We start from the raw sequence: 20,335 nt of genomic DNA, 5'->3' as shown, positions 1-20,335 counted from the left end.
CGGCCCGGGTGCGATCTTGCACCGCACCGTACGGCCGGAAGCACAATGTGACGTTTTTCCGGAAGGCGCGGCGATTTCGCGGAAGCGATGCTGCGAGCGATTGCTTACTCAGAACACAATGACTGGCAGATCGCACTTGCGATCCGACCGGTCCGGCCGCCCGGATAACCGGCGCGGCGATGTCGGGAGGGTTTCATGACAAAAGCGGCAATCCGCGTCGTTCTCATCGCCTGTATATCCGCCGCGGCGCTTGCGCCGGTCCGCGCCCAGGACGTGACGCCGCTCAAGATCGGGCTCATCCTTCCCTACAAGGGCGTGTGGGCCGCCCCGGTAGAAAACATCGACCGCGGTTTTCGCGTCGCGCTCGCGGAGTTCGGCAACAAGACCGCCGGCCGGCCCGTCGAAGTGGTGCGGGCCGATGACGAACTGACGCCGAACGTCGCCGTGCAGAAATTCAACAAGCTGGTGCAGTTCGACAAGGTCGACGTGATCGGCGGGGGCGTCAGCTCTAACGTGGCGATCGCGCTTTCCGAACTGGCCGACCGCGCGAAGAAGCCGGTGGTGATGACCAACGCCCATGCGGACGAGATCACCGGAAAGCTTTGCAGTCCCTACGTGGCGAGAACCTCGTTCAGCGCCAACGCGTTCCAGTACGGCGCCGGCAAATACTGGGCGCAGAAGGGCGTAAAGAAGGTCGTCACCATGACGGCGGACTATTCCGCTGGCCACTCCTTCATGGATGCGTTCAAGCGCGGCTTCGAGGACGGCGGCGGTCAGGTCGTGCAGCAGATCTGGACGCCGTTCCAGAAGACGCGCGACTGGAGCGCGGCGCTCGGGCAGGCGGGGGCGTCGGGCGCCGAGTTCATCTACGCCTTCTATTCCGGCAGCGAGGCCGTGCAGGTCGTCAAGCAGCACGCCGATTTCGGCATGCGCGAGAAGGTGCCGCTGATCGGGGACCAATGGCTGTTCGACGAGGTCGGCTGGCCGGCGCTCGGCGACCTGGTGATCGGCGGAAAGTTCGTCGCGTCCTATCTGCCCGGCGCGCAGAACGAGGCCAACAGGAAATTCGTCGCGGCCTATCGCCAGATGTTCAACGAGGACCCCGACGTCAACGCCGCCCTCGGCTACGACAACGGCAAGACGATCATGCTGACGCTGGAAAAGCTTGGCGGCAAGATGCCAGACGACACCGCGGGCTTCATGACGGCGCTGCGCACCGTGAACTTCGACGCGCCGCGGGGGAAGATCCGCTTCAACGCCCAGAACAGCGCGCAGCTCGAGAAGGAATACCTCGTCGAGATCGTCAAGGGCGCCGACGGCAAGCCGGACCGCCGGCAGCTCGACGAGTTTTCCGGTGCGGAAGACCTGCCCGGCTGCACCAAGAGTTTTTGATCCGGAATTTTCCGACAACCTGTGACTCCCAGGCGGACCGCCTCCATGCAGATGTTTTTTCTCCAGTTTTTGAACGGTCTGCAGCTCAGCATGCTGATCTTCCTGCTGGCGGCCGGCCTGACGCTGATTTTCGGCCTGATGGATATCCTCAACCTCGCGCACGGCGCCTTCTTCACCATGGGCGCCTACGCGGGATGGCTGGTATCCAGGATGACAGGCTCCTATTGGGCGGCGCTGCTGATCGGCCCGCTGGTGCCGTTCGCCCTCGGCGCGCTGCTGCAGAGCGCGGTACTGCAGCCGCTCGTCAAGCGTGGGCGATCGACTCATCTCGATCTCGCGTTGCTGACCTTCGGGTTGCTGTTCGCCACCGCCGGCACGGTGGAATACTTCTTCGGCTCCAGCTTCTACAGCATCCCGACGCCCGCCATCCTGTCGGGCCGGATCGCCATGCTCGGTATCGATTATCCGGTCTACCGGCTGTTCGTGATCGGCGTCGGCCTCGGCGTCGCCCTGCTGTTGTCGCTGGTCATCGACCGCACCCTGATCGGCGCGACCCTGCGCGCCGGCGTGGACAACCGCGAGATGGTGACGGCGCTGGGGATCAACATCAACGTGGTGTTCGTCATCGTGTTCGGATGCGGCGCGGCGCTCGCCGGCTTTGCGGGCGTCATCGCCGCGCCGATCATGAGCGTCTATTCGCAGATGGGCATCGGCATCGTCGTCACCACCTTCGTGGTGGTGGTGGTTGGCGGGCTGGGTAACCTAAAGGGCTCGTTCTACGGCGCGCTGTTCGTCGGCATGACCGACACCATGGCGCAGGCCTACCTCCCTGAAGCCGAGCTGTTCGCCATCTACGTGCTGCTGGTCGGCATGATGATCTTCCGTCCCCAAGGACTGTTCGGTTCGACGGGACGGGTGGCATGACCCGGCACGTCACGATTGAGCCCGTTGCGGAGCAGGCCTGCGACAGCGAGCCGGCGCGCGGCATGGATGTTCAGCGCGTCCTGGTGCTCGCCACCTGCGCCCTCGCGCTGCTCCTGCTGCCCTTCATCTCCAGCGAATACGTGCTGACCCTGGCGGTCGAAGTCATGATTGCCGGCGTCTTCGCCTCCGGGCTGAACGTCTTGATCGGCTATACCGGCCTCGCATCGGCCGGGCATGCGATGTTCTTCGGCCTCGGCGGCTACGGTATCGGCATCGGCACGGCGATCTATGGTTGGCCGCTGTGGGCGTCGGTCCCGGTGACGCTGGTCTGCGTGGCGGCGATTTCGGCAGTGGTCGGCGCGATCTGCACGCGAACGCGCGGCGTCGAATTCCTGCTCATCACGCTGGCCTTCTGCCAGATGTTCTACGGGGCGGCGGTGAAACTGCGGCTGACCAACGGGACCGACGGCATGGCAGGCATTCCGCGGCCGGACCTGTCCTGGCTCGGACTCAGCGCCGACGGCTCCATCGTGTTCTATGGCTACGTCGCGCTGGTGGCCGTCGCTGCCTTGCTGCTCGTCGCGCGCATCGTGCATTCGCCGTTCGGCAGCGTGCTGATCGCCATTCGCGAAAACGAGCGCCGGGCGATGGCCATGGGCTACGCGGTTGGCGCCTACAAGATCGGCGCCTTCACCCTCTCCGGCGTGGTCTGCGCCTTGGCCGGCATCCTGCAGGCGCAATACACCTACTTCATCAACCCGGATTCCATGAGCTGGCAATCGAGCGGCGAGGGCATCCTAATGGTGATCATCGGCGGCGCGGACGCCGTGATGGGTCCGTTCATCGGCGCGGCCGTCTTCGTCCTGGTGAAGCAGGGCCTCAGCCTGATCACCGGCGAATACAACCTGTTCTTTGGCATCTTCTTCATGCTGGTCGTCGCGTTCTTTCGCGGCGGCGTGGTTGGTGCCTTCCGCACCCTGATCGGAAAATGGCGATGAGCGCGCTCGAGGTCCGCAATCTCAGGAAGGCGTTCGGCGGGCTCGAAGTCATCGCAAACCTGAACCTGTCCGTTCCCGCCGGCCAGCGCCGCGCCGTGATCGGCCCGAACGGCGCCGGCAAGACAACGCTGTTCAACCTGATCACCGGCTGGCAGCCCCCCACCAGCGGCGAGATCCTGCTGCACGGCGTGCCGCTGCGGTCGGGACGCCCCGACCTGGTGACGCGCGGCGGGCTGTCGCGCTCGTTCCAGAAGAACATGCTGCTGGACAGCGTGACCGTGCTGGAAAATTTGCGCGTCGCCTGCCAGGCCGCCGATCGTTCGCGGCACTCGTTCCTGCGCTCGCCCGCCAGCTTTCCCGACGTCCGGCGCAAGGCCCGCCGCGCCGCGGAAAAGATGCACCTGGACAATTGCCTCGACCGCACCGTGAACGAACTGTCCTACGGCCAGAAACGGCAATTGGAAGTCGCCGTCGCGCTGTGCGCTGAGCCGAAGATCCTGCTGATGGACGAACCCGCGGCCGGCACCTCGCCGGCCGAGCGCACCAATCTGATCCGGCTCATCAACGAATTGCCCGCGGATCTCACCATCGTGCTGGTCGAGCATGACATGGATGTCGTGTTCGCGATCTGCGACGTCGTCACTGTGCTGAGCTACGGCAAGGTGTTGGCGACCGGATCGAAGGACGAGATCCAGGGCAACCCCGAGGTCATCGAAGCCTATCTGGGGAAGCAGCATGCTTGAGGTCCAGGATCTCCATACGTTCTACGGCGAGAGCCATGTGCTGCAGGGCGTCAGCCTGTCGGTCGCGCCGTCCCAATGCGTGGCGCTGCTCGGCCGCAACGGCGCCGGCAAGACCACGACGCTGCGTTCCATCCTCGGCCTGACGCCAGCGCGACGCGGCGAGGTGACGTTCAAGGGCGAGGTCATCACGCGCAAGCCGACGCATCAGATCGTCCGGCTCGGCGTGTCCTATGTGCCTGAGGACCGCGGCATCTTTGCCACGGTCACGGTGGAGGAACATCTGGCGATGGCGCGGGGCGCCAGCCGTGGCCGGCCGGCCCGCAAGGACATCGGCTACGTCTTCGAGGTGTTTCCGCGGCTTGCCGAGCGACGCCATAGCCTCGGCGGACAGTTGTCGGGCGGCGAGCAGCAGATGCTGGCCATCGGCCGTGCACTGATCGCCGGGCCCGATCTGCTGGTGCTCGACGAGCCCAGCGAGGGCCTCGCGCCGGTGATCATCGAGAAGCTCGAGGAAGTCCTGCTGGCGGTGAAACGTATGGGCGTGCCGATCCTGATCGTCGAGCAGAACTATCACCTCGCCACGCGCCTCGCCGACTACGTCTACGTGCTGAGCCAGGGCTCGGTGAAATTTGCGGGGGCGACGGAAGCGCTCACCCGGGACGAGAACATTCGCCGCACCTATCTCAGCGTCTGAAGCCGAATTGAATCGGGGCGAAGCCCCACGACGACCAGGAAAAAGGATGATCAAATGTCAGGTCCACTCACAGGTGTCCGCGTGCTCGACCTCACGGCCGTGGTGTCGGGTCCGTTCGCAACCATGTTCCTGGCCGACCAGGGCGCCGACGTGATCAAGATCGAGCCGATCGGCGGAGACAGCGCCCGGCGCAGCCGCGCCGCGATCGACAAGGCTGGCGAATTCTCCGCGATGTTCATTTCCGCGAACCGCGGCAAGCGCTCGCTGTCGATCGACGTGAAGAGCGACGCCGGCCGCGAGGTGCTGGCCAAGCTGGTCGCGCAGTCCGATGTGCTGGTGCAGAATTTCCGGCCCGGCACCATGGAGCGGCTTGGGCTCGGCGCCGAGGAGCTGCGAAAGCGCCATCCGCGCCTGATCTACGTTTCGATCAGCGGCGTCGGCGATACCGGGCCTTACGTCAAGAAGCGCGTCTACGATCCCATCATCCAGGGACTGTCGGGCTTCGCCGACATCCAGTCGCAGCCGGTCACCAACCGCCCGCAGATGATCCGCACCATCGTCTGCGACAAGACCACCTCGGTCTACACCGCGCAGGCGGTCACCGCCGCGCTCTATGCGCGCGAGAAAACCGGGCAGGGCGATCACATCCAGGTGGCCATGCTCGACGTCATGATCTCCTATCTGTGGCCCGAGGGCATGATGCAGTACACGGTCGTCGGCGCCGAAGCCGCGGCGGCCGATCCGAATGATCGGCCCGATCTCGTGTTCAAGACCAGCGACGGCTACATCACCGCCGGCACCATCTCGGATTCCGAATGGCAGGGTTTCTGTCGCGCGTCCGGCGATCCCGAACTCGCCAAGGACACGCGCTTTGCGACGCCCGCGGCGCGTTCGGTGAACGCCACCGCGCGCATTCACAAGATGGCCGAGTACATCGTGCAGCACACCACAGCCGAGTGGCTGGAGCGGCTCGACGCGGCCGATGTGCCCTGTGCACCGATCCTGCGGCGCAGCGAGATCATCCACAACGAGCAGGTGGTCGCACGCGGCATCATTGCCGAATTCGATCAGCCGACGGTCGGGCGCGTGCGGCAGCCGAAGCCTGCCGCGCGTTTCGAGGTGAACGAGGCCTCCATCGGAGGACCCGCGCCGCGGGTCGGCCAGCACTCCAGGGATGTGCTCGCCGAGCTCGGTTATAGCGCCAGTGACATCGATAGCATGATCGGCAATCGCGCCGTCCGCGTCGCCGTTTGAATCAGGAAGATCGAGGAAAGGATCACTACATGACCGAAACAACCAAGGTAGCCCTGCTCGTCGGCGCCGGAGACGCGATCGGCGCCGCCGTGGCGCGACGTTTTGCGCAAGGCGGCTTCGCCGTCTGCATCGCGCGCCGCGACGCCGCAAAATCGCAAGCGCTGGTCGATGAGATCAACGCCGCCGGCGGCGTTGCGCGGGCGTTCTCTACCGATGCGCGCCAGGAGGACAGCGTGAGGGCACTGTTCGCCGAAGTCGAGAAGGACGTCGGGCCGATCGAGGTCTGCCTGTTCAACGCCGGATCGAATGTCAGCAAGCCGCTGCTGGAGACCAGCGAAAAGCTGTTCTTCAAGGCCTGGGAACTGGCTTGCTACGCCGGCTTCCTCGTGGGCCGCGAAGCGGCAAGCCACATGCTGAAGCGCGGCGGTGGCACCATGCTGTTCACCGGCGCCACCGCCAGCGTCAAGGGCCGCACCGGGTTCACCGCGTTCTCCTCCGCAAAATTCGCACTGCGCGCCGTGGCGCAGTCCATGGCCCGCGAACTCGGTCCGCGAAATATCCACGTCGTCCACCTGCTGATCGATGCCGGCGTGGACAGCGAGGCGATTCATCTGCGGATGAAGGCTGCCAAGGGCATCGATGCCAGCGAGATTCCGCCGGATAGCCTGACCAAGACCTCGTCGATCGCCGAGGCCTACTGGTTCGCGCACCATCAGAGCCGCGATGGCTGGACCCACGAACTCGATCTGCGGCCCTCAGTGGAGACATGGTGATGGACGAGCAACTTGTTCTCTGGGGTGTCGGCACCACGCGCACGATCCGCGCACACTGGGCGCTTCATGAGCTGGATCTGCCATACGAATGCCGGCCCATTCTCCCCCGCTCGGGGGAGACCAAGACGCCCGAATACACCGCGCTGAACGCGCGGCAGAAGGTCCCGCTGCTGGTCGATGGGGATTTCCGGATCGGCGAGAGCGCGGCGATTGTCGCCTATCTCTCGCAGACCTATTCGACGCCGGATCATGTCCTGATTCCCAGCGAGAAGTCGCTGCAGGCCAGGTGGCTGGAATGGTGCTTCTTCGTGGTCGCGGAACTGGACTCCACCAGCCTGTACGTGATGCGCCGTCACGGCACCAATAACGGCCTCGCCCATATCTATGGCGAGGCGCCTGTGGTCGTGACCAAGGCCGGCGAATATTTTCGCGATCAGTTGAAGCATGTGGACGTCGCGCTGTCCGACGGGCGGACCTTCCTGATGGGTGACCAGTTCACCACCGCCGACATTATCCTGACGACCTGCCTGACCTGGGCGATCGATTACGGCGTCGGGATCTGCGACAGCGCGATGCCCTATCTCGAACGCACCAAGGCGCGGCCGGCCTACCAGCGCGCGGCGCTGGCCAATAAGCCGGTGGTGGTATTGCCGACCTGTTGACAAGTTCTAAAAAAGAACTGAATAAATCATCGACGGCAAAAATGCCGCGATAACGACAATCAAGGATTGTCCGCGACTGCCTCCGGCAGTCGCCTCAGGGAGGATACCCATGCGCCCAGCATCCCGGTTGGTGTCTGCGATTTCGCTTTCCTGCCTGCTCGGGGGCCCCGCCATGGCGGCTGAAGCCCCCGGAGTGACCGCCACCGAGATCAAGATAGGCGGCATTTTTCCGTTCAGCGGGCCGGCCTCCTCGATCGGCCTCACCGGCCGCGGCATCGTGGCCTATATCCAGTCGATCAACGACCGCGGCGGCATCAACGGCCGCAAGATCGACTACATCGCCATGGACGACGCCTACAGCCCGCCCAAGGCGGTCGAGCAGGCGCGCAGGCTGGTGGAAAGCGACGAGGTCTCGTTCATCTTCGGCCAGCTCGGCACGCCGGGGAATACGGCCGTCGCCAAATACCTGAAGGCGAAGGGGGTGCCGAGCATCGCCATCGTCAGCGGCTCCAGCAAATTCACCGACGTGAAGGACTACCCGCTGACCACCACGGGTCTCGTCAGCTACGACACCGAGGGCAAGATCTACGCGAAATTCCTCAGCCGGGCGCTGCCGACGGCCAAGTACGCGATCCTCTACCAGAACGACGACCTCGGTAAGGACTACGTCAACGCGTTCCGGTCGTTTATGAAGGCCGACTTCGACAAACGGGTGGTCACGGCCGCCTACGAGGTTACCGAGCCGACCGTGGATTCACAGGTGGTCAGCCTGAAGAGCTCCGGTGCCGAAGCCCTGTTCATTGCTGGGACGCCGAAATGCGCTGCGCAGGCGATCCGGAAGGCCGCGGAAATCGGCTGGAAGCCGATCGTGGTCATCAACTTTCCATCCGGCTCAATCGGCGGGACGTTGCGGCCCGCCGGCCTCGACAAGTCCGTCGGCGTGGTGGTCGGTACCATCAACAAGGATCCGACCGATTCAAAATGGGAGAACGACGCCGGCATCAACGCATATCGGGCATTTTTCGAAAAATACCTGCCCGGCGCGGACTTCCAGAATACCAGTTACCTGACGGGCTACATGCACGGCATGATCCTTGAGCAGATCCTGAAGCAGTGCGGCGATGACCTATCGCGAAAGAACATCGTCGCGCAGTCGAAATCGCTCAAGGACCTGGTCCTTCCGGTTGCAGCCACCGGCATCAAGATCAATACAACCGATTCGAGCAACATGATCTGGACCCAACTGCAGTTGCAGCGCTGGAGCGGCACGAACTGGGAGCCGTTCGGCGACATCCTCGACGCGAACTCCGAGTGAGGCGCGGCATGGTCGTCCAGCAACAAGAAAAGGACGGCATCGCTGGCTCTCCGGTTCGGCCCGCCGCAAGCCGCGAATCAGACCGCGGTGCGGCTGGCTTTAGGCTTGGCAGGCGCCTTCGCCGGCAAGGTCTCCTGACGCGCGCCGGGGCCTGGATGCGTGTGCACCTGCTTGGCGTTCAGCGGCTCGCCGCATTCCGAGCAGATCATCAGCGGATCGAACATCTTGCCGCAGCTCTTGTGCTCATGGAGCAGCGGCTTGCCGCGGGAATCCACCATGTGCACGTTGCCCCAATGCACGATCGACATGATTATTGGATATAGGTCGAGGCCCTTCTGGGTCAGGATATATTCGTAGCGCTTCGGCGATTCCATATAGGGGATGCGGCGCAGCACCCCGAAACGCACGAGCTTCTTGAGCCGTTCCGCGAGCAGATGCCGCGTGATGCCGAGCGAGGACTGAAATGCCTCGAACCGCCGCTTGCGCAGGAAACACTCGCGCAGGATCATCAGGCTCCAGCGGTCGCCGATCACGGCCACCGTGCGGGCCAGCGAGCAGGGCTCTTCCTCGAGGGCATCCCATTTCATCGTGTCATTCCATCCGTTTGCGGCGTCCGTCGGGCGCCGCCGCTTGCCATTCTAATAAGGCACTGACGCGAGGACAATAACCTTGTGACCTTAGCAGTTCCATTTCACCTGAGCGGAGTCGTTTCCGCATTGACAGTTCTAAAATAGAACTTTATCGTCGCTGCAATGGCAGGCGTCGGCGGGCGACTGCTGGACCAATACGCAGGACGAGGAGAAGCGCCGTGACCGCTGCAGTGAAGGTCGAATTCCATTTCGATTTCGGAAGCCCCAACGCCTATCTGGCGGAGATCGCGCTTCCCGGCATCGAGAAGCGCACTGGCGCCACGTTCGAATACATTCCGGTCCTGCTCGGCGGCATCTACAAGGCCACCGGCAACATGTCCCCGGCGGAATCGCTGCGCGGCATCAAGAACAAGCCGGAATACCAACGGCTGGAGACCGAGCGCTTCCTGCGAAAGCACGGCGTCACCAAGTTCAACTACAATCCGTTTTTCCCCGTCAACACGCTGATGCTGATGCGCGGCGCGGTGGCGGCGCAGTTCGAGGGCGTGTTCGAGCCCTACTTCCGCGCGGCCTACCATCACATGTGGGAAGAGCCCAAGAAGATGGACGACCTCGAGGTATTCCGCGCCGCCTTCCAGGCATCGGGCATCAACATCGACAGGCTGATCGTCCGCGCGCAGCGGGACGACGTCAAGCAGAAGCTGATCAAGGACACCAACGCGGCGGTCGAGCGCGGCTCGTTCGGGTCGCCGACGTTCTTCGTGGGAGACGAGATGTTCTTTGGCAAGGACAGTTTGCGCGATGTCGAGGAACTGATCGTCGACCTGTCCTCGGTGCGGCAGGCGAAGCGGGTCTGAGCCCATTATTCGGCGCGCCGCATACTATCGAAGTCGCGTTCAAGCGGCTCGTTCTTCGGGAGAATAGCGATGTTGACGACGGCAGAAGCGGACAACTCCATAGAGGTGCTGGGCAGCTTGCCGCCGCGCCTTCATTTCGTGATCGACCGCCACGCCGCGGAGACGCCCGACCGCGTCGCCCTGGTCGAGGACGGCTATGCCTGGACCTATGCGCAACTGCACCGCTCGGTCGGCGAGATCGCAGACGGGCTGACGGCGCTCGGCATCCGGCCGGGCGATCGGCTCATGCTGGTCAGCGAGAACAGCATTGCGCTGGCCGGTTTGCTGCTGGCCGCCAGCCGCATCGACGCCTGGGCGATCGTGGTCAATCCGCGGCTGTCGGCGCGCGAAATCGACCAGATTCGTGATCACAGCGGCGCGCGTCGCGTGCTGCTGACGGTCAGCGTATCGAAGGAGGCGGAAGCCCACGCGTCGCGCTATGCGGCGCAGACGATCACGATCGGTCCGCTGCGGGATATCGCGGCAACAGCTTCCAACGAGCAGACCGCGCCGGAGCCGGTGCAATACAGCCCACGCGACCAGGTCGCCGTATTGATCTATACTTCCGGCACCACCGGTACGCCGAAGGGCGTGATGCTGACGCATGAAAACCTGCTGTTCAGCGCCAAGACCACGGCGGACATCCGCCGCATGACACCTGCCGACAAGCAGTACATCGTGCTGCCGATCTCCCACATCGTCGGAATCTCCTTGCTGGTGATGACGTTGATGACCGGTGCGACAGTGCGTCTGGTCAGCAAATACGATCCCGCGGCGCTCGCTAAAGCCATTTCGGAAGAAGGCATCACCATCCTCAACGGCGTACCCGCTACGTATCAGCGCCTGCTGGAATACAAGGCCGTTGCCGGCCTCGACAGGCTCGATCCCGGCTCGCTGCGGTTGATCGCGGTGGCCGGCGCGCCGCTCGATCTCGACCTGAAGGAGCGCGTGCAGCAGGAACTCGGCCTGCCGCTTCTGAACGGCTACGGCATTACCGAATGTTCGCCTGGATTGTCGGGCGTGCGCATCGATGCGCCGCGCGACGATCAGGCGGTGGGATCGCTGCTCCCGGGCATCGAGGCGAAGATCATCGGCCTCAATGGCGCGACGAAGCAGTCCGGCGAGGTGGGCGAGCTGCACGTCCGCGGTCGCAACGTGATGCGCGGCTACTACCGCGCTCCGGACCTGACCGCCAAGGCGATCGACCCGGATGGATGGTTCAACACAGGAGATCTCGCCCGCTTCGAGGGCGACTGCCTGTTCATCGTTGGTCGCACCAAGGAAATGATCATCCGCTCCGGCTTCAACGTCTACCCCGCGGAAATCGAGGCGGTGCTGAGTTCGCATCCCTCGGTGGTGCAGTGCGCCGTGGTCGGGCGTTCCGTGGAAGGCAATGAGGAGGTCGTGGCCTTCGTGCAGTTGCTGCAGGGCACCGACACCAGTGCGTCGGACCTGATGGCGCATGTGTCGCCGCAGCTAACCTCATACAAGCGGCCGTCCGAGATCATCGTACTGCCGGCGCTGCCGGCGACATCGACTGGCAAGATCCTCAAGCACAAACTCGCGGAATCGCTGCGCGGCCAGTGAATGCCGCGCGATCATTTTAGCCTTCGTCAGGAGAATTCAGTGGAACAGCGCAATGCAACGGTCGCCGTGGTCGGCGCCGGAGATTTTATCGGTGGCGAGATCGCCAAGAAATTTGCCGCCGAGGGGTTTACCGTGTTCGTCGGCCGCCGCCAGGGCGAGAAGCTGGAGCCGCTGATCAAGGAGATAGAAGCCGCCGGCGGCACCGTGTTCGGCCGCGCGCTGGATGCGCGGAAGGAAGAAGAGATTATCAGGTTCATGGCCGACGCCGATGCGCACGCGCCGCTGGAAGTCTGCGTGTTCAATATCGGCGCCAACGTCAATTTTCCGATCGTGGAGACCACCGAACGGGTGTTCCGGAAAGTCTGGGAAATGGCCTGCCTGTCCGGCTTCCTCGCCGGGCGCGAGGCGGCGCGCCACATGCTGGCGCGCGGCAAGGGTAACATCTTCTTCACCGGCGCCACCGCCAGCATGCGCGGCGGCAAGGGCTTTGCCGCCTTCGCCAGCGCGAAGTTCGGTCTGCGTGCCGTTGCGCAGTCGATGGCCCGCGAACTGGGACCGCAAAACATCCACGTCGCGCATCTCGTGATCGACTCCAGCGTCGATACCGAATGGGTGCGGCAGCTGATCGTCGGCCGGGAAGGGCCGCAGGCACTGGAGAATCTCGATCCCAACCGCCTGATGCGTCCCGCCGCCGTCGCGGAGTCCTACTGGGCGCTCTACCAGCAGCCGCGCGACGCCTGGACGTTCGAGGCCGAGATCCGGCCGTTCGGCGAGAAGTGGTAGAGGCGCGGCCATGGAACTGAACCTTTCCAGGGAAGACGCCGCCTTCCGCGACGAGGTTCGGTCCTTCATTGCCGCGAACTATCCGGCGGAAATGCGGGTGCCCAATCCCGAGACCGACCTCAGCAAGGAACAGTCGCTGCTGTGGCACCGCATTCTGCACAAGAAGGGCTGGATCGCGCCGCTGTGGCCGAAGGAGTTTGGCGGTCCCGGCTGGTCGCTGACGCAGCGCTTCATCTGGGAGCAGGAGACCTCTCGCGCCGGCACGTTGCCGCCGCTTGCCTTCAGCGTGACGATGGTCGGACCGGTTATCTACACTTATGGCAGCGAGGCGCAGAGGCAGAAATTTTTGCCGCGCATATTGTCGGGCGACGACTGGTGGTGCCAGGGCTATTCCGAGCCGGGCTCCGGCTCCGATCTCGCTTCGGTACGCACCAAGGCGGTGCGCGACGGTGATCACTACATCGTTAACGGCCACAAGACGTGGACGACACTGGCGCAGCATGCCGACTGGATCTTCTGCCTGGTGCGGACCGATCCGTCAGCAAAGCCGCAAGCCGGCATTTCCTTTCTGCTGATTGACATGAAGACGCCGGGCGTGACGGTCCGCCCCATCATCACCATCGACGGTTCGCACGAGGTCAACGATGTGTTCCTCGAAGACGTTCGGGTCCCCGTCGAGAACCTGATCGGCGACGAGAACAAGGGCTGGACCTATGCCAAGTTCCTGCTCGGCAATGAGCGCACCAGCATGGCTGGCATTGGACGTTCGACGCGGTATCTGCGGCGCCTCAAGGACATTGTTTCGGCGGAAGTCCCAGAGGATGATCCGGCGTTTGGCGAATTTGTGCGCGATATCGCCCGTATCGAACTCGATGTGCTTGCGCTTGAAGCCACCGAGTTGCGGGTTGTTGCGCAGATGTCGCGCGGCATTGATCCCGGTCCGGCGGCTTCGCTGTTCAAGATCAGGGGCACCGAGATCTTCCAGCGCATCACCGACCTGACGCATCGCGCCATGGGCAACTACGGCCTCGCTTTGCGCGAACATCCTGCCGGGGGCAACGTCTTCATGCCCGGCCCGGACTACGGCCACACCGCGGCCGAAAAGTACCTCAACTCGCGCAAGCTCAGCATCTACGGCGGCTCGAACGAGATCCAGCGCAACATCATCGCTAAGGCGGTGCTGGGTCTCTGATCCGGAACTGGAGAAAGCCATGGACATCCAATTCACCGAAGAACAAGAGCTTCTGCGCAACAGCGTTCAACGTCTGCTCAAGGATGAGTACGACTTCGACGCGCGCCGCCGCATTGTCGTGAGCGAGGACGGCTGGAGCCGGACGCATTGGAAGAAGTTTGCGGACATGGGTCTGCTCGCCGCGCCTTTCGCGGAGGAGTTCGGCGGATTCGGCGAGGGCGCGCTGGCGACCATGATCGTCATGCAGGAGTTCGGGCGCCGCCTGGTGGTCGAGCCGTTTTTCGAGACAGTGGTGCTGGCCGGCGGGCTGATCGAGGCCGAGGGGACCGATGCGCAGCGCCGCGAACATCTCACCGGCATTGCGGCGGGCGAGTCGATCTGGGCGCTGGCCTGGGCGGAGCCGGGAGCCCGCTACGACCTGAACAATGTTTCTACGACCGCGCGGCGCAGTGGCGATCATTACATCCTTTCCGGCGCCAAGGCGGCCGTCATCGGCGCGCCGTGGGCTGACCGTCTGATCGTTTCGGCGCGCACCTCCGGCGACCGCCGCGATCGCCAGGGCGTCAGCCTCTTCATTGTTGATCGACAGTCAGCCGGGCTGCATCTGCAGAGTTTCAAGACCATCGACGGCCGGCGGGCCGCGGAAATCACCATGAAGGACGTCCAGGTACCCGCGGCGGCCTTGCTTGGCGGCGAGGGCGAGGGCGCGGCGATTCTGGAGGCCTGCCGCGACAGGGCTATCGGCGCGCTGTGTGCCGAAGCGGTCGGTGCGATGTCGGAGTTAAATTCCGCGACCCTCGATTACGCCAAGACGCGCAAGCAGTTTGGCGTCGCGCTCGGCACGTTTCAGGTCCTGCAGCACCGGATGGTTGACATGTTCATCGCCCATCAGGAAGCCGTGTCGCTGACGCAGCACCTTACCCTGACCCTTGCGTCGAAGGACTCGGGGACCACAAAGCTGGCGTCCGGCGCCAAGACCAAGGTCGGCTATGCCGCTCGCTTTATCGGCGAGCAGGCTATCCAGCTGCATGGCGGCATGGGCATGAGCGACGAACTCGTTGTCGGTCACTACTTCAAACGGATCGGCGCGATCGATATCCAGTTCGGCGATTCCGCGTTCCATCTAATGCGCTTCGCGCACACCAACTAAAACAGCGATTTTCTCGGCTTGGTTCCGGGCCATACCAACATTTGAGGCACAAAATGACCGAAGCCGTTATCGTATCGACCGCCCGCACCCCGATCGGCAGAGCTTACAAAGGTGCGCTCAACAACACTGAAGGGGCAACGCTGATGGGCCACGCCATCTCGGCGGCCCTCCGCCGCGTCAATATCGCCGGCGCGGAGGTCGAGGATGTCGTGATGGGCTGCGCGATGCAGCAAGGCACGACCGGCAGCAATATTGCCCGCAAGGCTCTGCTGCGCGCCGGTCTGCCCGTAAGCGTCGCCGGCACCACGATCGACCGCCAATGCGCGTCCGGACTACAGGCCATCGCACTGGCGGCGCGTTCCGTGCTCTATGACGGCGTCGAGATCGCGGTTGGTGGCGGCGGGGAATCGATCAGTCTGGTTCAGAACGAACATCTCAACCAGTGGCATGCCGTCGATCCCGAACTGTTGGCGATCAAGGGCGACGCCTACATCGCCATGCTGGACACAGCCGAGAATGTCGCGAAGCGCTACAACATCTCGCGCGAGCGGCAGGACGAATACAGCCTGGAAAGCCAGCGCCGCACCGCCGCGGCGCAGCAGGCCGGGCGTTTCAACGACGAGCTGGCGCCGATCACGACGACGATGTCGGTGACGAACAAAGAGACCGGCGTGGTATCCTACAATGCTGTCACGCTTTCCACCGACGAAGGCCCGCGTCCGGACACCACCGCGGAAGGTCTCGCCAACGTGAAACCGGCCAAGGGCCCCGGCTTCACGATCACCGGCGGCAATGCCAGCCAGCTCTCTGACGGCGCCAGCGCCACCGTGATCATGAGCGATGCGCTGGCCGCCCAGAAGAACCTGAAGCCACTCGGCATCTTCCGTGGCTTCGTCTCCGCGGGCTGCGAGCCCGACGAAATGGGCGTCGGCCCGGTCTATGCCGTGCCACGCCTGCTAAAGCGCCATGGCTTGACCGTCGATGACATCGACCTCTGGGAACTCAACGAGGCGTTCGCGGTGCAGGTGATCTATTGCCGCGACAAACTCGGCATCGATCCGGAAAAGCTCAACGTCAACGGTGGATCGATCGCGGTCGGGCATCCTTATGGCATGACCGGCGCGCGCCTCACCGGTCACGCGCTGATCGAAGGCCGTCGCCGCAAGGCGAAATATGCGGTTGTCACCATGTGCGTGGGCGGCGGCATGGGGGCCGCTGGCCTGCTCGAAATCATCCACTGATCGCAACAAAAACCCGTACGCGGAAACCTGGAGACTCTCATGAGAACAGCCATCACGGACTTGTTCGGCATCGAACATCCGATCGTTCAGGGCGGCATGCACTATGTCGGCTTCGCCGAACTCGCCGCCGCGGTTTCCAATGCAGGCGGTCTCGGTATCATCACGGGTTTGACGCAACGCACTCCGGAAAATCTGGCCAAGGAGGTCGCGCGCTGCCACGACATGACCGACAAGCCGTTTGGCGTGAATCTCACCTTCCTGCCGACGTTCGACGCGCCGCCCTATCCGGAATACATCGCCGCGATCCGCGAAGGCGGCATCAAGATCGTCGAAACCGCCGGCCGCAGCCCCGAGCAATACATGCCGGCGCTGAAGGCGGCAGGCATCAAGGTGATCCACAAGTGCACCTCGGTCCGCCACTCGCTGAAGGCCGAGCAGATCGGTTGCGATGCCGTCAGCGTCGATGGCTTCGAATGTGGTGGTCATCCGGGCGAAGACGACATGCCGAACATGATCCTGTTGCCGCGGGCGGCAGAGGAACTCAAGATTCCGTTCGTCGCCTCCGGCGGCATGGCCGACGCGCGCAGCCTGGTCGCGGCGCTCGCGCTTGGAGCGTCGGGCATCAACATGGGCACCCGCTTCATCGCGACGAAGGAGGCGCCGGTGCACGACAACGTCAAGAAAGCGCTGGTCGCCGCCAGCGAACTCGACACCCGCATCGTGATGCGGGCGCTTCGCAACACCGAACGCGTGCTGAAGAACGCCGGCGTCGAACGGTTGATGGAGATCGAGCGCGAGAAGGGACCGAAGCTGGTCATCGCCGATATTCTCGACGAGGTCGCGGGCGTCTATCCCAAGGTCATGATCAACGGCGACATGGATGCGGGCGCCTGGAGCTGTGGCATGGTGGTCGGGCTGATCAACGACGTGCCGACGGTGAAGGAGCTCATCGACCGGATCATGACCGATGCCGAGAGCATCATCCGCCAGCGCCTGACCGGCTTCCTCGACGCCCCGCAGCAAGAACCGCTGCGCGCCGCTAGCTAGTTCGGCCGGAGTTTCAGCGCGACTGACATTCTGCTGTCGTTACGCGCCGCCGAACGACGGCTTGCGCTTCTCGATGAAGGCACGAACGGCTTCTTTGTGGTCGTTCGTGCGCGCGGCGCGGACCAGGGTTTCAGCTTCCTGATCGAGCGAGGTCAGGAAATCCGAGGTTATGGCGTGGTCCAGATTATTTTTCATCCCCGCGAAAGCCAGAGCAGGGCCCTCGGCGAGGCCCTTGGCGAATGTGAAGGCGGTGGCGCGCAGCTCCATGTCGGGCACCACGCGGTTGACAAGGCCGAGCGCCTCGCAGCGCGCCGAGTTGATGCGCTCGGCGGTAAACATGAGTTCGCGCGCGCGCGACGTGCCGACGAGTTGCGTCAGCAGCCATGCGATGCCGTAGTCGCCGGTCAGTCCGATCCGAGCATACCCTGTCGCCATGATCGCCGATTCGGCCGCGATGCGAATGTCGCAGGCCAGCGCGATCGCCATGCCCGCGCCCGCCGCCGCTCCAGGCAGTGCGGCGATGGTGGGCTTGCGCACCGCGACCAGGGCGCCGGTCAGCGTTCGCTGGCGAATGCGCAGATCTGCCACCTTGTCGTCGAACGGCACCTCGGCCTTTGGCGCGTTGCCGGCCATGCCTTTTATGTCGCCGCCGGCGCAAAAGGCGTCGCCGGCGCCGGTAATCAGGAGTGCCCCGACATCGGGATCGTCGCCGCATTGCTTGATCATTCGGCGCAGAGCGGGCGAAAGGCGGTCGGACAGCGAATTTCGCGCCTGCGGCCGGTTCAATGTGATCGTTGCAACTCTCTCACTGATCTCGCACAACAGTTCGTTGGTGCCGGTATCGATCGTGCGCGCGGCGTCGCTCATGTGGTTCACTCCCGTTTTATATGGGATGATGGTAGTAATATAAAAATGCACGTCAAGCCGCGGCTGGAAGATACGCCCAGGCGGCGTTAAAATAAGGAAAGTGAATTCATGAGCGAACATCTGAAGACCGAACTGATCGACGGCATCCTGACGCTGACGATCTCGCGTCCCGAGAAGAAGAACGCGTTGACCGGCGCGATGTACAACGCGATGTCGGAAGGCCTGGAGCGCGCGGAGACCGACAGCGCCGTCAAGGTAGTGCTGTTTCAAGGCGACGGCGACAGTTTTACAGCGGGCAACGATCTGGCGGATTTCAGCGCGCAGTCCGTGGCGAACGACACCGGCGACAGCCCGGCGTTCCGCTTCATCGGCAATCTCGGCCGCGCGACCAAGCCGCTGATCGCCGCGGTACAGGGCAACGCCGTCGGCGTAGGCACGACGATGCTGCTGCACTGCGACCTGGTGTATCTCGCCGACAATGCGCGTCTCATTACGCCATTCGTCAATCTGGCGCTGGTTCCCGAGGCCGCATCGAGCTGGTTGCTGCCGGCGCGCATCGGGCATGTTCGGGCTTACGCGATGTTTGCTCTTGGGGAGCCAATGGATGCCGCCACAGCGCTGGCGTGCGGCCTGGCGAACGCCGTCGTGCCGGTGGCGGACGTTCGCAGCAGGGCGATGGCTGCGGCGGTTGCGCTGACGAAACGTCCAGCAGGATCGCTGATCCATACTAAGGCGCTGATGCGTGACCATCAGAAGATCGCTGCGCAAATCACGCAAGAGAGCTCGTTGTTCAAGGAGCGGTTGCAGACCGGAGAAGCGCGCGAGGCGTTTGCCGCCTTCGCGGAACGACGGGCGCCGGATTTTTCGAAAATTTAGACGCAACCCCTTCTCTGGAATTTTGGGTCGGACTGCGCAGGCAAGAGCTCGGCCAGTACGTGGCAATGCCTCTCAACCAGCACTCGTAGATGACCGTTCGGCCGGTTCGCGAACGAACACCATAAACAGCGCTCCTAATAGTGGACCCGCAGCCAAAGTGACAAAAGCCATATAGAACGAACTGGTAGCCTGAAATGCTATCCCAACAACAACCGGCACGATCACGCTTCCCAGTTGCCAGAAGGCGGCTGTTACACCTGTGGCAGACCCGGCACGCTGAATGCCGACGGTCTCTGCGACCATCGCTCCCATGAGTGGGCTGTAGACGAACGCGGCCACGCCGAGAAGTGGCGCGGCTATTCGAAACTGAAGTTCAGTCGTCAACACGCCGAACAACAACAGCATGGCCCCGAATGCGAGCAGGCAAATGATAATAGGTATCTTGCGAATGCCGCCGAACCAGTCGGACAGCAGGCCGACAATCGGCTTGCCGGCAATAGCGCCGGCGCCGACAAGGGCCACAATAAAACCAGCGCTGACGGGTGACAGTCCGTGACCGCGGATCATCAGTGCATTCGCCCAGAAGGCGAAACCCCAAGTACCCCAGAACGCGCCGAAGCCGGCCAGGGCGAGAAAGACAAGGTCGCGGTTCCTCAGGAGGATCGCCAGATCGGGCTTTGCCGTGATGGCGACCGGTTTATCGCTCGGCTTGTCGCGCAACAGAGCGTAACTCAATATCCCGATCAGGATCGTGACTGACCCTAAAATTTGATAAACGGCTTGCCATGAAACCGTCTGCAGGATCGTCGGCACGATTGCGTTGGTAACAAGGACGCCAAGCGACGAGGCCGTCAGGAACAGCCCCATGGCAAAGCCCCTGTTGCGCTTGTCGAACCACGCAGTAATGAGCTTGACGCACGCCGAATAGTCAGCGCCCGCAGCCAGACCCATTAAGGCCTGAATGATCAATCCCATCGTCACCGAGGCGGTGAAGCTGAACAGCAGCGTAAGGATTCCTAGCGGTATGATGGCGCCCGCGAGTACCACTCTGGGCCCGAGCCAGTCGCTACTGAACCCTCCGATGAAGTTCGCGACGACATATCCGATGTAGAAAGCAGTGACAAAAATTCCGAGAGCGGCAACCGGCATGCCGAGGGATTGGCCTACCGAGACCGCGACATTGCCCCAAGTGAGGCGATCGACGAAGCTAACGAGGAACGATAACCAAACGATGAACAGGATAACCCATCGATAGCTGACAAGGCTGGTGCCAACTTCCGCCGGATCAATCCTGCTGCTCTGTGAAACGTCCATCGAAATTCTTCCTTGATCATAAATTTCGCGGGCTTCT

20 protein-coding genes are annotated in these 20,335 nt (G+C 63.3%); 17 read left to right on the top strand and 3 right to left on the bottom strand.

Annotated elements, in window-relative coordinates; genetic code table 11:
• Window positions 1–195: 195 nt before the first annotated feature.
• From JWR89_RS18515 to JWR89_RS18475, 9 genes are all read left to right on the top strand, one after another.
• The gene (locus JWR89_RS18515; RefSeq protein WP_299718778.1) at window positions 196–1,392 is read left to right on the top strand and encodes an ABC transporter substrate-binding protein; all 1,197 of its coding nucleotides are present in this window, start codon (window positions 196–198) and stop codon (window positions 1,390–1,392) included.
• A 45-nt stretch (window positions 1,393–1,437) separates the two neighbouring features.
• A complete protein-coding gene (locus tag JWR89_RS18510) occupies window positions 1,438–2,316 on the top strand; it encodes a branched-chain amino acid ABC transporter permease (RefSeq protein WP_299718776.1) in 879 nt (292 codons plus the stop codon).
• Entirely contained in the window at window positions 2,313–3,314 is a 1,002-nt protein-coding gene (locus tag JWR89_RS18505; protein ID WP_299718774.1) for a branched-chain amino acid ABC transporter permease, read from the top strand. The genes JWR89_RS18510 and JWR89_RS18505 overlap by 4 nt, the downstream gene beginning before the upstream one ends.
• On the top strand, window positions 3,311–4,057 hold the full coding sequence (locus JWR89_RS18500; RefSeq protein ID WP_299718772.1) for an ABC transporter ATP-binding protein: 747 nt from the start codon (window positions 3,311–3,313) through the stop codon (window positions 4,055–4,057). The genes JWR89_RS18505 and JWR89_RS18500 overlap by 4 nt, the downstream gene beginning before the upstream one ends.
• Window positions 4,050–4,751 (top strand): ABC transporter ATP-binding protein, encoded by a 702-nt coding sequence (locus JWR89_RS18495; protein WP_299718769.1) that lies wholly within the window; start codon window positions 4,050–4,052, stop codon window positions 4,749–4,751. The genes JWR89_RS18500 and JWR89_RS18495 overlap by 8 nt, the downstream gene beginning before the upstream one ends.
• Before the next feature lie 54 nt (window positions 4,752–4,805).
• Window positions 4,806–6,005: a CoA transferase gene (locus JWR89_RS18490; protein WP_299718766.1), complete on the top strand. Its 1,200-nt coding sequence runs from the start codon at window positions 4,806–4,808 to the stop codon at window positions 6,003–6,005.
• A 29-nt stretch (window positions 6,006–6,034) separates the two neighbouring features.
• Entirely contained in the window at window positions 6,035–6,778 is a 744-nt protein-coding gene (locus JWR89_RS18485) for an SDR family NAD(P)-dependent oxidoreductase (RefSeq protein WP_299718764.1), read from the top strand.
• Window positions 6,778–7,440 (top strand): glutathione S-transferase family protein, encoded by a 663-nt coding sequence (locus JWR89_RS18480; RefSeq protein WP_299718763.1) that lies wholly within the window; start codon window positions 6,778–6,780, stop codon window positions 7,438–7,440. The genes JWR89_RS18485 and JWR89_RS18480 overlap by 1 nt, the downstream gene beginning before the upstream one ends.
• Window positions 7,441–7,549: 109 nt before the next feature.
• A complete protein-coding gene (locus JWR89_RS18475; protein ID WP_299718761.1) occupies window positions 7,550–8,755 on the top strand; it encodes an ABC transporter substrate-binding protein in 1,206 nt (401 codons plus the stop codon).
• A 77-nt stretch (window positions 8,756–8,832) separates the two neighbouring features.
• Here JWR89_RS18475 and JWR89_RS18470 read toward each other — a convergent pair whose 3' ends face one another.
• On the bottom strand, window positions 8,833–9,342 hold the full coding sequence (locus JWR89_RS18470; protein WP_299718759.1) for a helix-turn-helix domain-containing protein: 510 nt from the start codon (window positions 9,340–9,342) through the stop codon (window positions 8,833–8,835).
• 221 nt (window positions 9,343–9,563) lie between these two features.
• On the opposite strand from JWR89_RS18470, the gene JWR89_RS18465 reads away from it, so the two are divergent.
• The 7 genes from JWR89_RS18465 (at window position 9,564) to JWR89_RS18435 (ending at window position 17,241) form a co-directional block, all read left to right on the top strand.
• On the top strand, window positions 9,564–10,202 hold the full coding sequence (locus JWR89_RS18465; protein ID WP_299718757.1) for a 2-hydroxychromene-2-carboxylate isomerase: 639 nt from the start codon (window positions 9,564–9,566) through the stop codon (window positions 10,200–10,202).
• A 69-nt stretch (window positions 10,203–10,271) separates the two neighbouring features.
• Window positions 10,272–11,828 carry an AMP-binding protein gene (locus tag JWR89_RS18460; RefSeq protein ID WP_299718755.1) on the top strand — a complete coding sequence of 519 codons (1,557 nt, stop codon included), beginning with the start codon at window positions 10,272–10,274 and terminating at the stop codon, window positions 11,826–11,828.
• 39 nt (window positions 11,829–11,867) lie between these two features.
• On the top strand, window positions 11,868–12,611 hold the full coding sequence (locus tag JWR89_RS18455) for an SDR family NAD(P)-dependent oxidoreductase (protein WP_299718753.1): 744 nt from the start codon (window positions 11,868–11,870) through the stop codon (window positions 12,609–12,611).
• 10 nt (window positions 12,612–12,621) lie between these two features.
• Window positions 12,622–13,803 (top strand): acyl-CoA dehydrogenase family protein, encoded by a 1,182-nt coding sequence (locus JWR89_RS18450; protein WP_299718751.1) that lies wholly within the window; start codon window positions 12,622–12,624, stop codon window positions 13,801–13,803.
• A 19-nt stretch (window positions 13,804–13,822) separates the two neighbouring features.
• Window positions 13,823–14,953, top strand: coding sequence for an acyl-CoA dehydrogenase family protein (locus JWR89_RS18445; RefSeq protein ID WP_299718749.1), 1,131 nt, complete (start codon window positions 13,823–13,825; stop codon window positions 14,951–14,953).
• A gap of 53 nt (window positions 14,954–15,006) precedes the next feature.
• Complete coding sequence (locus JWR89_RS18440) at window positions 15,007–16,194, top strand: acetyl-CoA C-acyltransferase (RefSeq protein WP_299718747.1); 1,188 nt, start codon at window positions 15,007–15,009, stop codon at window positions 16,192–16,194.
• Window positions 16,195–16,233: 39 nt separating this feature from the next.
• A complete protein-coding gene (locus tag JWR89_RS18435; RefSeq protein WP_299718745.1) occupies window positions 16,234–17,241 on the top strand; it encodes a nitronate monooxygenase family protein in 1,008 nt (335 codons plus the stop codon).
• 39 nt (window positions 17,242–17,280) lie between these two features.
• On the opposite strand, the gene JWR89_RS18430 is transcribed toward JWR89_RS18435, so the two are convergent.
• Window positions 17,281–18,108, bottom strand: coding sequence for an enoyl-CoA hydratase-related protein (locus JWR89_RS18430; protein WP_299718838.1), 828 nt, complete (start codon window positions 18,106–18,108; stop codon window positions 17,281–17,283).
• A gap of 108 nt (window positions 18,109–18,216) precedes the next feature.
• Here JWR89_RS18430 and JWR89_RS18425 point away from each other — a divergent pair, with 108 nt between their 5' ends.
• Window positions 18,217–18,984 carry an enoyl-CoA hydratase-related protein gene (locus tag JWR89_RS18425; RefSeq protein ID WP_299718744.1) on the top strand — a complete coding sequence of 256 codons (768 nt, stop codon included), beginning with the start codon at window positions 18,217–18,219 and terminating at the stop codon, window positions 18,982–18,984.
• A 72-nt stretch (window positions 18,985–19,056) separates the two neighbouring features.
• On the opposite strand, the gene JWR89_RS18420 is transcribed toward JWR89_RS18425, so the two are convergent.
• A complete protein-coding gene (locus JWR89_RS18420; protein ID WP_299718742.1) occupies window positions 19,057–20,298 on the bottom strand; it encodes an MFS transporter in 1,242 nt (413 codons plus the stop codon).
• Between the last annotated feature and the right edge of the window lie 37 nt (window positions 20,299–20,335).

Origin of the sequence: Tardiphaga sp., from assembly GCF_028290785.1 — a bacterium.
Lineage (GTDB): Bacteria > Pseudomonadota > Alphaproteobacteria > Rhizobiales > Xanthobacteraceae > Tardiphaga.
The sequence above is the reverse complement of the archived record's forward strand: the minus strand, read 5'-3'. Positions and strand labels throughout refer to the sequence as shown.